The organism is Natrinema salinisoli (assembly GCF_020405205.1).
Classification (GTDB): Archaea; Halobacteriota; Halobacteria; order Halobacteriales; family Natrialbaceae; genus Natrinema; species Natrinema salinisoli.
Map to the genome: position 1 here is coordinate 1905438 of NZ_CP084469.1, position 12117 is coordinate 1917554.

The 12117-nt window shown below is 65.0% G+C and carries 13 protein-coding genes; 6 read left to right on the plus strand and 7 right to left on the minus strand.

The window, feature by feature from the left end; translation table 11 throughout:
• Positions 1 to 5: 5 nt before the first annotated feature.
• Entirely contained in the window at positions 6 to 206 is a 201-nt protein-coding gene (locus LDB05_RS09345) for a hypothetical protein (protein ID WP_226007652.1), read from the minus strand.
• A gap of 212 nt (positions 207 to 418) precedes the next feature.
• Here LDB05_RS09345 and LDB05_RS09350 point away from each other — a divergent pair, with 212 nt between their 5' ends.
• The gene (locus LDB05_RS09350) at positions 419 to 1744 is read left to right on the plus strand and encodes a YihY/virulence factor BrkB family protein (RefSeq protein WP_226007653.1); all 1326 of its coding nucleotides are present in this window, start codon (positions 419 to 421) and stop codon (positions 1742 to 1744) included.
• A gap of 180 nt (positions 1745 to 1924) precedes the next feature.
• On the opposite strand, the gene LDB05_RS09355 is transcribed toward LDB05_RS09350, so the two are convergent.
• The 3 genes from LDB05_RS09355 to dcd all read right to left on the minus strand — a co-directional run bounded on the left by LDB05_RS09355 (position 1925) and on the right by dcd (position 4165).
• Positions 1925 to 2722, minus strand: a complete 798-nt coding sequence (locus LDB05_RS09355) for an alpha/beta fold hydrolase (RefSeq protein WP_226007654.1) — start codon at positions 2720 to 2722, stop codon at positions 1925 to 1927.
• 316 nt (positions 2723 to 3038) lie between these two features.
• Entirely contained in the window at positions 3039 to 3338 is a 300-nt protein-coding gene (locus LDB05_RS09360) for a hypothetical protein (protein WP_226007655.1), read from the minus strand.
• Between the two features lie 224 nt (positions 3339 to 3562).
• On the minus strand, positions 3563 to 4165 hold the full coding sequence (gene dcd / locus LDB05_RS09365; RefSeq protein ID WP_226007656.1) for a dCTP deaminase: 603 nt from the start codon (positions 4163 to 4165) through the stop codon (positions 3563 to 3565).
• A 218-nt stretch (positions 4166 to 4383) separates the two neighbouring features.
• Here dcd and LDB05_RS09370 point away from each other — a divergent pair, with 218 nt between their 5' ends.
• Positions 4384 to 5196: a hypothetical protein gene (locus LDB05_RS09370; protein WP_226007657.1), complete on the plus strand. Its 813-nt coding sequence runs from the start codon at positions 4384 to 4386 to the stop codon at positions 5194 to 5196.
• Positions 5197 to 5334: 138 nt separating this feature from the next.
• On the opposite strand, the gene LDB05_RS09375 is transcribed toward LDB05_RS09370, so the two are convergent.
• Positions 5335 to 6042 (minus strand): ferritin-like domain-containing protein, encoded by a 708-nt coding sequence (locus tag LDB05_RS09375; RefSeq protein ID WP_226007658.1) that lies wholly within the window; start codon positions 6040 to 6042, stop codon positions 5335 to 5337.
• Between the two features lie 420 nt (positions 6043 to 6462).
• Here LDB05_RS09375 and LDB05_RS09380 point away from each other — a divergent pair, with 420 nt between their 5' ends.
• Positions 6463 to 7296, plus strand: coding sequence for a ZIP family metal transporter (locus LDB05_RS09380; protein WP_226007659.1), 834 nt, complete (start codon positions 6463 to 6465; stop codon positions 7294 to 7296).
• A gap of 95 nt (positions 7297 to 7391) precedes the next feature.
• On the plus strand, positions 7392 to 7730 hold the full coding sequence (pth2, locus tag LDB05_RS09385) for a peptidyl-tRNA hydrolase Pth2 (protein WP_226007660.1): 339 nt from the start codon (positions 7392 to 7394) through the stop codon (positions 7728 to 7730).
• 48 nt (positions 7731 to 7778) lie between these two features.
• Here pth2 and LDB05_RS09390 read toward each other — a convergent pair whose 3' ends face one another.
• Positions 7779 to 8759 (minus strand): DMT family transporter, encoded by a 981-nt coding sequence (locus tag LDB05_RS09390; RefSeq protein WP_226007661.1) that lies wholly within the window; start codon positions 8757 to 8759, stop codon positions 7779 to 7781.
• A 238-nt stretch (positions 8760 to 8997) separates the two neighbouring features.
• Between LDB05_RS09390 and LDB05_RS09395 the strand changes: the two genes are divergently transcribed.
• A complete protein-coding gene (locus tag LDB05_RS09395) occupies positions 8998 to 9792 on the plus strand; it encodes a helix-turn-helix transcriptional regulator (RefSeq protein WP_226007662.1) in 795 nt (264 codons plus the stop codon).
• A gap of 28 nt (positions 9793 to 9820) precedes the next feature.
• Here LDB05_RS09395 and LDB05_RS09400 read toward each other — a convergent pair whose 3' ends face one another.
• Positions 9821 to 11485 carry a spermidine synthase gene (locus LDB05_RS09400; RefSeq protein WP_226007663.1) on the minus strand — a complete coding sequence of 555 codons (1665 nt, stop codon included), beginning with the start codon at positions 11483 to 11485 and terminating at the stop codon, positions 9821 to 9823.
• Positions 11486 to 11628: 143 nt separating this feature from the next.
• Between LDB05_RS09400 and LDB05_RS09405 the strand changes: the two genes are divergently transcribed.
• A complete protein-coding gene (locus LDB05_RS09405) occupies positions 11629 to 12039 on the plus strand; it encodes an SRPBCC family protein (protein ID WP_226007664.1) in 411 nt (136 codons plus the stop codon).
• Positions 12040 to 12117 lie beyond the last annotated feature (78 nt).

Consider the following 12117-nt stretch of genomic DNA (forward strand, 5'->3'; position numbering starts at 1 on the left):
TCGACTCAGTCGAGATCGGCGTGCAGGCGGACGAGGCCGCATTCGGGACAGCAGACTCCGTCGACGCTCGCCGTCTCGCTGAGACCGAGTTTCCCGAGCATCCCGTCACGTTTCCCGGTATCGATCACGAGGCCGAATCCGTCGTTGGACCGGAGCGATGTCGGTTCCATCGATACGCCGCAGTCGGGACAGCGTCGCTGCTCCATGCGATGCAGTCAACGAGTTAACAGAAAAGGCCACTGATTCGAGTCGCGACTCGCGGCGGCCGTCGGTCGGGTTCCCTGTTACTATCTGCCACAAAAGAAGGCCACCGACCGAAACGAGCGACTACAGCGACGAAGGGGGTTCCCAGCCGTATCGGTCGGGGATATTGGGTTCGCGTAACGACCTGTTGCGTTTTTGTTAGGCGAAACTACATATGCCGGACCGCGTCGAAGGACCACGCGTGATCGATTATACACGAGGACTCGAGGTTACCGGGCGGGCCTTTCGACTCGCCAGGGAGCAACAGCTGACGCTCCTCTCTGCCGGGGTCGCGTACTACGGATTCCTCTCGCTCGTCCCGCTGATGTTGCTGGCGCTCGCGCTCGCCGCATCGATCGGCGGCGAGGTCCTCGCCGACCGGCTCACCGCGGCCGCGAGCGACGTTCTCACGTTACAGGCCCAGCAACTACTCACGGAGGCGGTCAACGACCAGACCGGTCGACGGGGAGCCACCGTCGTCGGTATTCTCGGCCTGCTCTGGGGTTCGAGCCGCGTCCTTCGCGGCCTCGATCGGGCCTTCTCACAGGTTTACGGCACCGTGGGGGAGAAGTCGCTCCTCGATACGATCTGGGACGCGACGATCGTCTCGATCGTCATCGCGCTGGGACTGACGCTGGTGGGAGTCCTCGAGCTCGCGTTCCGGCTCCTCCCCTGGCTCGAGGTGACGGTCGTAGCCCAGTTGTTCGTCCTGTTGGGACTGGTCGTGACGTTCCTGCCCCTATATGTCGTCTTCCCCGATGCGGACGTCGGGCTCCGCGAGGCCGCACCGGGAACCGTCATCGCGGCGGTCGGCTGGTACGCGCTGAGCCAGACGTTTTCGCTATACGCGGGTCTGCTCACGGAATACGCGGTATACGGCGCGCTCGGAGCCGTCTTCCTCGTGCTCATCTGGCTGTACGCCGGCGCGATCATCCTCATCTTCGCGGCGGTGATCAATGCCGTCCTCGCCAACCGTGAAGTGGATCGGCAGCTACAAAGTCCCGGACATCGACAGATTCCGACAGAAGCGATGACCGACGACGCAACGGGTGCCGACGAGGGAGCCGCGGAGGACCGCGCGAGCGACCGTTCGACCGCGAGAAGCGCCAGCGCCCGGACGCGCGACCGCTCGAGCGACGCCGCAGCCCTCCGCGAGGAGATCGAGCGGCTGCGCGACCGCGTGGACGCGTTCGAAGACAACGTCGAGGACCGCACGGTCAGGAAAGAGTCCCTCGAGAGCGAGCTCAAGCGCTACGTTCGACGACGGGTTCGGCGCGGCCACGCACACGACTGGGGACCGTACCTCGTCTTGCTGTACGGGACGGCGATGTCGATCGCCGCATTCTACTTCCTCGAGGGGATCTACGCGATCCTCTCGATGCTGGTCGTCTGGACCTCGACGCTGGGCGTCTACGTCCTGATGGTCCTGTTCGGCTTCGGGATCTCCCTGCTCGGGCTCCCCGGCCGCGTCCGGAACGTGATCGGCGACCGCCGTTCCTGAGAACGCGTCGACTGCGGTTCGTCGGATCAGTCCGTCGGCTCTCGACCCTTTTCGTCGACTCCCGAACGCGTCCCCGGATCACACTCCGACGATCGATGCCAGCAGTGTCGCTCAAGCGGGACGGCGTCGCCGAGAAATCGATCCCGATCGGCGGCTCGGCGGGCCGCGGGAGCGGTGGACCTACGGTTGTGATGGAACCGCCCGACGGACGAACCGCCGTACCCGGTCCGTGTACGTCGCCGGCCGGTGGAGGTTACAGATGTGGCCGACGCCGGCGAGTACCTCGACGCGACCGTCCTGCGCCGCGGCGGCGTGGGCCTGCTCTCCGCGGCGCATGAGTTTGTCGTTCTCCCCGTTGAGGATCAGCGTCGAGCCCGGATAGGTCGAGAGCTTCGCCCGGAAGTCGACGCCCGCGATGTCCGGTGCCGCGTCGCCGAACTGCTTGGGGTAGAACCCCGAGTCGATGATTTCCCGCTCGATGTCCGGCGGGAGCTCCCGGTTTCGCACCCAGCGGGTCGCGAGCTTCTCGCCGGCGCGTTTCCCGAGATCCGGTTTGGTCAGGAGCCGCGTCAGTCCGCCGGTCAGCCGCGTGCCGAGTTGCAGCGTATTCACCGGGTTCACGCTGCTCCCCGACAGCACCAGCGCATCGACCTGCTCGGGATGACGGTAGGCGTACTCCGTCGCCGCGTAGCCGCCGAGCGAGAGCCCGACGAGTACCGCCGATCCGTCGGTGTGCGTCTCGAAAACCTCCTCGAGGACGTCGATGGCCGGCTCCATCCGGAACGGCTTGCCGGCGCGGGTCCCGTGGCCCGGCAAGTCGGGAGCGATGGTGTGATACTCCTCCGCAAGCTCGCGCTGTTGGGGGAGCCACATCGTCCGCGTGAACATCGCACCGTGTACGAACACGATCGACTGTGCGTCCGAAGGGCCGGTAACGTGGACGCCCTCGGTGCCGCCACTCTCGTCCGTCCAGTTCATAGCAGGTGGTGTATCACGAGCACGGTCTTAGAAGTCTGCCCGGCGTCTCACGGCTCGGAGTCGACACGAACAGTTTCCAACGTGAATCGGTCGGCACCAGTACTCGGGTTCGGCTCGCAAGCCGAACTCGAGGAGCTGCGAACGGAAGCGGCTACGAACGGAACGGGGAGGGCGAGGGGCAACAGGAACAGCGGCCGTCTCGCTCTCGAGAGATCCGCGTTCGGGTGTACGATCACCGCTCCTCGCCGTCGGTATCGGCCACGTCCCCGGCGTTCCTCGTCCCGCCGACCCCGCCGGCGAGCTCACCTTCCAACCCTCAGTCTACGAACTCGTCGCGTTCGGAACTCGTATCGGCCGTCGAATCGGTCCGATCCGGAAGCGTCCCGTCGAGTCGGATCGCGCCGTCGGTGATCTCTCTAACGGACGCTCGGTCGAGCGTTCGGGTCTCCTCGGCAGCCTTGTCCCAGCCGAGCGACGACTTGATCGACCCCACGACCGCCGGATCCGGTCGCACGTGGGCGACGGCTCCCTCGACTGCGACCACGACGCCGACGTCCTCGCCGAGATCGTTCTCGACGGGCTTGCCGACGTCGTCGTCCGAAAACGTGGCGCACATACTCGGGGGTACCGCGACTCGAGACAAGCCGGTGGTGCCTGCAACGGCCGGTCGATGATCGGATAGCGAGTCCGTCGCGATCCGCCACCGCTCTTACGTTCGATCGAGTCGCTCGTGGGGTTCGCAGGGTGCGAGAGACGTGGGTGTGACGAGAATTACGAGTCCGGGCGGTCGGGTGATGAACTGCGCGCCGGCATGATCACCTATCCCCTCGACCAGCGGGCTCAATCGTCGCGCTCGAGCTGGTCGCCGCCGAACTCGTCGTCGCTCTGGATTCGGGAGGCCTGTGGACCGTCCTGATCTTGATACTTCGAGCCGCGTTCGCTGCCGTAAGGGCGCTCCGCCGGCGTCTTGAGTTCGGTAAAGGTGAGCTGCGAGATCCGCATGCCGGGCGTGAGCGCGACCGGTGCGGAGCCGAGGTTCGAGAGCTCGAGGGTGATCTGGCCCCGATAGCCGGGGTCGCAGAGGCCGGCCGTCGCGTGGACGACGACGGCGAGCCGACCCAGCGAAGACCGACCCTCGACGTGAGCGATCAGGTCGTCCGGAATCTCGACGCGTTCGTGAGTCGTTCCCAGCACGAAGTCGCCGGGGTGGAGAATGAAGTCGTCGCCCTCTTCGACGATCGTTTCGGTGACGTAGTCGTCGACTTCGTCCTCGGAGTTGGGGTGGATGCAGGGGATGTTCGTCCGCTGGAACTCGAGGAACTCCCGACCAAGCCGGAGGTCGACGCTCGCGGGTTGGATCTGCAGCTCCGGGTCGTCGAGGGGATCGACGACGAGGTCGCCGGCCTCGAGGCGCTCGAGGATGTCCGCATCGGACAGGATCATATCGAGTAGGAGCGAGCACGGGGCCCTAAATTCCTCGGTCCGCGTTCGCCGGGACGACCGCGGACGGATGCCGGGGCTCGAGCGCCACCACCCATCATCGAACCGATGGTTTCGGAGCGACTCCCCGATTCGTCCCGGTAGCAGCGTGATGTCTCCCGTTTGAAATTCTATCTTCGATGGCCTAATCCATTATAATGCCCTATAACGAAGGCCGATGCATGAACGGAACGCAGGACCGGTTTACCGGTGACACGAAGGTTCTGCATCAACGAGCGGTACGAATCCCGCTCCCGGATATGGAAGCCGAGCGGGTCTTCCACGAGAACATGATGACCATCGCGGCCGCTCGAGAGCGGAAGGCCGACCTGCTCGCCGATCCCGGGGTTTCGGTGCTCGACGCGTACGAGGCGGAACGGGAACACATCGGCGAGAGTTACGAGCGGCGGCTCCGACGAATCGTCGGAGACGATTACGAAGCGGTCGCGATGGCGTACAACCGCGGCGATCGCAACGACAGGCTCGGCGCGCTTGCCGCGTACTACCACGAGGGGGCGTGGCGGATTCAGCAGCAGACGACGATCACCGATATGATGTTCTTTCCGCTCTTCCTGCGCTATCCCAACAGTTTCACGATGAACATCCGGTTTACCAGCGGCTACACGACCTCGAAGTCGGTCCGCTACGAGTCGCCGGCGCACTCCTCCGAGGAGCTAGACGAGTACGCGGAAACGTACTTCGACGATTGTCTCTACTCCCAACAGCAGGCGGCGGAGTACATCCGAGAGACCGCCCAGATCATCCGCGACGAGTTCCCCAACCCCGACGAAACCTCCTTCGAGGACCGCAAGTACGGCGGTGTCGTCTCGGCCGGCGGCCGTCGCGGATCGGTGTTCTCGGCGATGCTCGAGTCCGTCGACCCGGACCCCGATCGGTTTTCCGAGCCGGTGGCGAAGCCGACGCTCGTCGAAGCGGGCCCCGAAGCGAGACGGACGGAACGGGAGTTGCTCTCCGGTGACGAAATCGTCCACTGACGGAGCCGACGATCCCAGTCGTTCGGTGAACAGCCGTCGGACGATTCTCGTCGACCGACAGAACTGGATTCGGATCGGTGGATGGTTGCTTTCAGATCAGCGGAAAAAACGGGTCGCGAGTAGCGGTCGCCGTCGATTCTAGTCGACGATGAATCCGCTCGCCAACTCCAATACCTCCGAACGGGATCGGGGCTGGTCGAAGGCCGCCGGGAACCCGATGTCGCCGTTCAGTTCCCGCAGGAAGGACGCGTGGCGCGCTTCGACGCTGTGGATGCTGAGCGCCGGCGCGACGAGTTCGAACGTATCGATGTACGGCGCTGCACCGGCGTACGCCGAGACGCCGACGTCCTCGAGAGTTGCAGCAGTGGCGATGAACTCCGACGGGTCCTCAACCGCCGTCCCGAAGTCGAACTCTGGACTGGCGACCGGGTCGCCACCCAACGTCTCTATCGTGTCTCTGAGGACTTCCACGTGGGTTATTTCGTGATCCCGGACGACGCGGAGTCGGTTGAGGACCCGGTCCTGAACCGGCCCCATCCCTTCGAAGTGCTGCTCGAGCGCCGCTTCGTCGATATTGCGGATACCGCGGGTGTAGAACGTCGCTTCGAGGTACTCGAGCGTGAGGGCGTAGTTCAGTATATCGATGTCGGTTCCGAACTCGTCGGCGACGGCCTCGGGTGGCGTGTCACCCGATACCTCCTGGTCCGTCTCGTGGTGGTCACCGTTCGTCCCTTCGCCGCCGGCTGCCGCTGCAGTCCCGACCGCGCCGGTCGCCAGTGCTCCGGCGAGTCCGCCGAGGACTGGTCGCCGACCGAGGTCGTTGTCTGTCGAATTGTTATCAGTCATATGTGGGCTGTACCCGGGTCGAACAAGCGAGAACTGGCGCAAAAGACGGCGTAATCGTTTTTGGGACAACGTGTCCTTTTGGATGAAGATTTCAGTACCCCTTACTGACAGTTCTGCGAGGGGGACGCGAGTCGATAGAATCCGACCGCTAGCGCCGACAAAACCGACACCTACTCGAGTATTTTCAGCGTACTATCCAGTCCGTCACGGGTTGCAATCGATCGGTTTCCCTCCGTTCCTCTCACTCTCTCGTACCGATCGAAACACACCCGTCGCTAGGGATTCTCCGACGGACGTCCCGGAGTCGTGCGGGTCACACCCGATCGGTGAATTAATGATGCCCTTGTCAGTGTACACCACGTAAGAGCGCCTCGCGAGGGAGGAGGCGGTGACGGCCGACAACCAATTGATATCAAATCCATGGTTTCAGTAGTCGACCTATTCGTTCGGATCGCCGGCGAGGACCCGGTGGTTCAGGGGCTCGTCGGCGGCATCGTCATCGCGGGGTTGAACCTGCTCGGTGCGTCGCTGATATTCGTCTGGCGGGATCCGTCCGAGCGCGCGCTCGACGGCGCGCTCGGATTCGCGGCCGGTGTGATGCTCGCCGCGGCCTTCACGAGTCTCATCATCCCGGGGATCGAACAGTACTCGGGCGGGGATCCGATTCCCACCCTCGTGGGCGTCGCGCTCGGTGCGCTCTTTCTCGATCGAGCCGACGGACTCGTCCCGCACGCGCACTATCTGTTGACCGGACAACGACGACCGGACCAGGCTAACCCGAGTACATCTCTCTCCCTCGATAACGAGCGTGTGACACCGGTCGTCCTGTTTATCCTGGCGATCACGCTCCACAATATGCCCGAGGGGCTGGCCGTGGGCGTCGGCTTCGGCTCCGGAAACGTCGAGAACGCGATCCCGCTGATGCTCGCGATCGGCATCCAGAACATCCCCGAAGGGTTCGCCGTCTCCGTCGCCGCGGTCAACGCGGGGCTGGACCGGCGCTTCTACGCGGTCTTCGCCGGCTTGCGTTCGGGGATCGTCGAAATCCCGCTCGCGGTACTGGGCGCGCTGGCAGTGAGCGTCGTCGAGCCGTTACTCCCCTACGCGATGGGCTTCGCCGCGGGAGCCATGCTTTTCGTCATCTCCGACGAGATCATTCCCGAAACCCACACCCGCGGCTACGAGCGGGTCGCGACGCTCGGCGTGATGGCCGGCGTGATCGTGATGCTGTACCTCGACATCAGCCTGGCGTGAGAGCGCACGTAATTACTACCGACACGGACGTGACATGGGCGACGCTCGTCGGATAGATGGATACGGCTAAACGTATCCCGATCATCGCTTCGGGCATGAAACAGGCCATCGTCGCTCGGACGGACATCGGCATGGGACAGGGAAAGCTCGCCGCACAGGTCGCCCACGCATCGCTGTCCGCCTACGAGAAGGCGGACAGCCAGTTACAAGACCAGTGGAAACAGGGCGGACAGAAGAAGGTCGTTCTGAAAGGCGAAAGCGAGCGTCAGCTCCACGAACTCTCCGAGATCGCGGAGCGGGACGGGATTCCCAACGCCGTCATCCGGGACGCCGGACACACGCAACTCGAGCCCGGAACTGTCACCGCACTCGCCGTCGGACCGGCCGCGGACGACCGAGTCGATAGTGTGACCGGCGAGCTGTCGCTGTTCTAGGCGGGTCGAACGTCGAAGCGCTGGTTGACTCGAAGATCAAGAGGACTCCTAGTCGGAGCGGTAGCCGCGCGGTTCGTCCCTGACGACCGACTCGTCGTCGGAGACCGGCGGGGTCGTCGGGAGGGACGGGAGCCGCGAGCGAACGTCGATCGATTCGCTGCCGAGCACCGCGAAGCCGGCGAAGATCGTCAGGAAGCCGGCGATCGCGAGGGCGTCGATCGTCTCCCCGAGCAGCGCCCAGCCGCCCAGCGTCGAAACGACCGGGACGACGTAGAAGATCAGGTTCGCGTGGATCGCGCCGGCCGCGTCGATGAGGCCGAAGTAGGCGATGTACGCGACGACGCCCGCGAAGATGCTGACGTAGACCAGCGCGAGGACGGCTTCAGTCGTCCACGAGATCGCGGCCATCGACTCGCCGCCGGACCAGGACAGCAGGTGAGAGAGCGCCGCGGCGAAGGGCAGCCCCCAGGCGACGCGGACCGTACTCGAGAGGTCGCTGTCGGCCCGTCGGATCAGCACTGCGCCGAGCGCGGCGGCGACCGCGCCGACGAAGAGGATCCCCTTGCCGACGGCACCGCCCAGCAGGTTCGCGGGATCGGGACTGACGACGAGTCCGACGCCGAGCAGGCCGAGCCCCATGCCGGCCGCACCGCGGGGGGAGAGGCGCTCGTCGGAGAGTATCGCTGCGGCGAACACCGGCGTCATGATCGGGTTGAGGCTGTAGATGATCGACGCGACGGCGCTGGTGACGTACTGCTGGCCGACGAACAACAGGGCGTTCGTCAGGCCGATCGCGAGCACGCCGGTCGCGAGGATGGCCCCGACGTCGCCGCGCGTCCGCGGGAGGAGTTCCGATCGCGAGGACGTCAGGCCGACGTACGCCAGCATGACGACGGCGGCGACGTCGAACCGGAAGGCGACGAAGAGCAGGGGCGGGAAGTACGCGAGCCCGGCCTTCGCGGCGACGAAGGTGCCGCCGAAGAGCAGACTCGAGAGGGCGAAGAAAACGGCGATACGGCTGGAGACCATCTACGCCGTCACCCCCGTCGAAATCGTTCGCGTCGAACCGAAACCGGCCGACGCCTGAATAGCGAGAATCATCGTACTACACCGTAGGAACTGCGGGTATATAGTTTCGTTCAGAAAATATTTCACGGTAAGAAAAGGCGTCGGAGCGGGAAAGAACCCGAGACCGCGACACCCCTGCAAGCCGTGAAATTATTTCACACTGCGAAAGCTGTTTACCGGGGCGGCGACGAGATGTCGTATGGAATCGGCGCTCGAGGAGATCGAGTTCCTCGCACTCTCGTCGAATCGGGTCGAAGTGCTAGGACTGCTCGCGGAGGGGCGACACACGCGGACCGAGTTGGCGGCCGCGACGGGAGCCTCGCAGGCGACCCTGGGACGGATTCTCGGAGACTTCGAGGACAGGTCGTGGATCAGACACGACGGAAGCGAGTACGTCGCGACGGCGACGGGACGACTCGTCGCGGAGGGCTTTACCGACCTCACGGAGATCCTCGAAACCGAAGCCAAACTTCGGGACATCGTCGACTACCTGCCGACCCACGCGATGGACTTCGACCTGCGGCGGCTCTCGGACGCGAGGATCACCGTTCCCAGCGCCACGCGGCCCAACGCGCCGCTCGGGCGGTTGCTCGACTTTCTCCGAGACGGCGACGAGGTCAGGACGTTCTCGCACACGTTCAACGAGCAGACGCTGCGCGTCGTCCGGGAGCGCGTGACCGCCGGCGAACAGCGGTTTCGAGGGGTCTTCGGTCGCAGCGCGATCGACGCGCTCGCCGACGACTCGTCGCTCCGGGAGCAACTCGAGGCCCTGCTCGCCGCCGACGACGCCGAGATCAGGGTCCGCGAAGAGGGCGTCCCGATCGCGATCATGATCGTCGACGACCTCGTCTATCTGCTCTTGCGAGACGAGAGCGGCATCCTGCAGGCGTCCGTCGACACCGAGGACGACGCCGTCCGGTCGTGGGCCGAGGACTCGCTCGATCACTACTGGCGGACCGCGACGCCGCTCGAGTCCGACGCGTTTTCGGAGTGAGGGCGGGAGAAGCCGTTGGTTCGGGACGTTACGCGAGTCCCGGCTCCGGTGCTATCGGATCGGTCGACGCGGACCCGTGGTCTGCGGGCCGTGCGATATCGGGGAATTCCGGCCCGACCGTGATCGACGCGGGTTCGGGTTCCGTCTCCTCCTCGCCGGTCTGTTCGATGACGTACTCCTGGCCGATCGTCGACGACTGGAGGCTGTCGACGGGTGCGTGATCTTCGGTCAGCACCGGGACGTCGTCGGTCCTGGGCACTGGCAGCGTGGCGTTGACCTCGCTGCTCAGGTCGATGCCGAGATCGCGGTTCGCGTTTCGCTCGGCGAGTTCGGCCTCCGTGAAGTCCGTGTCGGCTTTCGTCGCGACGATTTCGATGTTCTGTACCGAGTCCCACTCCGACGTCCGGTAGCTGTACGTCGACGGGAAGGCCCGGTCGATCGTCTTGTACTGCGCGCGGTAGAAGTCCGAGCCCGCGCCGCTCGGCGCGGAGATGACGTTCGCCATGAACACGCCGTCGTCGGTCAGGCGATCCTCGGCCAGTTCCATGAACCCGAGCTGGGTCAGGTGGATCGGGACCTGATCCTTCTGGTAGGCGTCGAGAACGATCACGTCGTAAGTCCGATCAGTGTTCCGGAGGAACCGTCGGCCGTCTTCCGTATGGACCGTCAGGTTCTCGCTCTCCTCGAGCCGGAAGTAGTCTTTGGCGGCCTGGGAGACTTCGGGATCGAGTTCGGCGACGTCGACGTTGACGTCGTACTTCCGTTCGAAATCCTTCGGCCCGGTGTAGCCGCCCCCGCCGATGAACAGGACGTTGTCGACCTCCTCGGGATCGTCGACCATCAGCATCGGAATGTGGAAGTACCGCGTGTACTCGAAGACGTGTCGATCGGGGTCCTCGAGGTCCATCGCGCTGTGGCGTGCCCCGTCCAGATACAGGGTCCGTTCGTCCCCGCTGTCGACGACCTCGAGCTCCTGGTAGGCCGTCTGCGTCTGGTAGACGACGTCGCCGCGGTGGTCGAACGCCACCGGACCCACTCCGGCCGCGACGACGAGCAACAGTGCGATCCCGACGCTCGCGGCCGCCGGCTTCGGCGTCAGCGACGGAAGCGTGAGCGCGAACGCGGTCCCGACGAGGATGAACCCGAAGAGGAGCCCGATCGCGTCGATACCCAGCGCCGGGATCAGGACGAAGGTCGTCGCGCCCGCACCGACGATGCTGCCGATCGTGCCGAGCGCGTAGACGTGGCCCGACGCCTCGCCGATCCCCTCCTTCCGGGAGAGTTCCGCCGAGTAGGGGCTGATGAACCCGAGCAGATAGGTCGGCGGTCCGAAGAGGATGAGGACGGCCGGGAGCGAGGCGTACCGGGCGGGCAACGGCATCGCGGAGGCCGAGAGTAACAGCTGGTCGCTCGCGTAGACGACGATCGCGACGTAGCCCGCGGTCCCCAGCATGATCCAGCTCATTCGACGGTTCGACGCAGTTCCAGCCTGTTTCCCGCCCTGCCAATACCCGAGGCTCAGCGCCGCGAGGAAGACGGTGATGATGCTCCCCCACGTGTAGATGCTGCTTCCGAACTGGGGGGCGATGATCCGGCCGGCGAGGATCTCCAGGCCCATACTGGTCACGCCGGAGACGAACACCGCGACGTCGGGTTTCGTCGGCCGGTAGTCGGACAGCTGCCGCATGCTCATTATCGGACAGTAGTGGGCCCGCGACGAGAAGGTGTCGCCTCACGACGGGGACCGGCGCACGCGAGCGGCGTCGCCGGGTGACCGAAGAGGCAAGGGAACGAGTGGAAGGCGGTTTTTATACCTGTTCGAACGAACGGAACGGTATGCGCGAAGTGAGCGTCTCTCGAGTCGTCGGCGTCTCCCCGGCCGAACTGTCGTCGTGGCTCGGGCCCGCGAGAATCGTCGAAGCCGAGGGCAGCTTCGCGGTCGAATCCGTCTACGACGGGGACGACGCAACGGTCGTCGTGGCCAGCGGTCCCGGACTCCAGCTGCCGTTGCGATTCGAGGACCGCGACGGGACGATCTACTACACGCAGGAGAGCGAGGGCGGCCCGTTCGCGGAGATGGAAACGTGGCTCGAGTCCGAGCCGGTCGACGACGAGCGAACGCGAGTCACGGTCCGGTCGGCGGTCGAACTCGCCGCGCCGCTCCCGTTGGGTGACCGGATCGCCGGCTGGAAGCGCCGCGGCGAGCTTCGGAACCTCCTCGACGCGATCGATGCCGAATTCGATTGACTGGGGCTCTCGTTTTAGGGGAAGACGGCGGCTTCGTCGGAGCTACGAGACCGTCAGCTGCTCCGGGGCGTCGAGACC

What these genes read in the sequence shown, in the direction of transcription:
- LDB05_RS09350 (WP_226007653.1), top strand. Translation starts at nt 419, where the DNA reads ATGCCGGACCGCGTCGAAGGACCACGCGTGATCGATTATACACGAGGA.
- LDB05_RS09395 (WP_226007662.1), top strand. Translation starts at nt 8,998, where the DNA reads ATGGAATCGGCGCTCGAGGAGATCGAGTTCCTCGCACTCTCGTCGAAT.
- LDB05_RS09375 (WP_226007658.1), bottom strand. Translation starts at nt 6,042, where the DNA reads ATGACTGATAACAATTCGACAGACAACGACCTCGGTCGGCGACCAGTC.
- LDB05_RS09390 (WP_226007661.1), bottom strand. Translation starts at nt 8,759, where the DNA reads ATGGTCTCCAGCCGTATCGCCGTTTTCTTCGCCCTCTCGAGTCTGCTC.
- LDB05_RS09380 (WP_226007659.1), top strand. Translation starts at nt 6,463, where the DNA reads ATGGTTTCAGTAGTCGACCTATTCGTTCGGATCGCCGGCGAGGACCCG.
- LDB05_RS09360 (WP_226007655.1), bottom strand. Translation starts at nt 3,338, where the DNA reads ATGTGCGCCACGTTTTCGGACGACGACGTCGGCAAGCCCGTCGAGAAC.
- LDB05_RS09400 (WP_226007663.1), bottom strand. Translation starts at nt 11,485, where the DNA reads ATGAGCATGCGGCAGCTGTCCGACTACCGGCCGACGAAACCCGACGTC.
- LDB05_RS09405 (WP_226007664.1), top strand. Translation starts at nt 11,629, where the DNA reads ATGCGCGAAGTGAGCGTCTCTCGAGTCGTCGGCGTCTCCCCGGCCGAA.
- LDB05_RS09355 (WP_226007654.1), bottom strand. Translation starts at nt 2,722, where the DNA reads ATGAACTGGACGGACGAGAGTGGCGGCACCGAGGGCGTCCACGTTACC.
- dcd (WP_226007656.1), bottom strand. Translation starts at nt 4,165, where the DNA reads ATGATCCTGTCCGATGCGGACATCCTCGAGCGCCTCGAGGCCGGCGAC.
- LDB05_RS09345 (WP_226007652.1), bottom strand. Translation starts at nt 206, where the DNA reads ATGGAGCAGCGACGCTGTCCCGACTGCGGCGTATCGATGGAACCGACA.
- LDB05_RS09370 (WP_226007657.1), top strand. Translation starts at nt 4,384, where the DNA reads ATGAACGGAACGCAGGACCGGTTTACCGGTGACACGAAGGTTCTGCAT.
- pth2 (WP_226007660.1), top strand. Translation starts at nt 7,392, where the DNA reads ATGAAACAGGCCATCGTCGCTCGGACGGACATCGGCATGGGACAGGGA.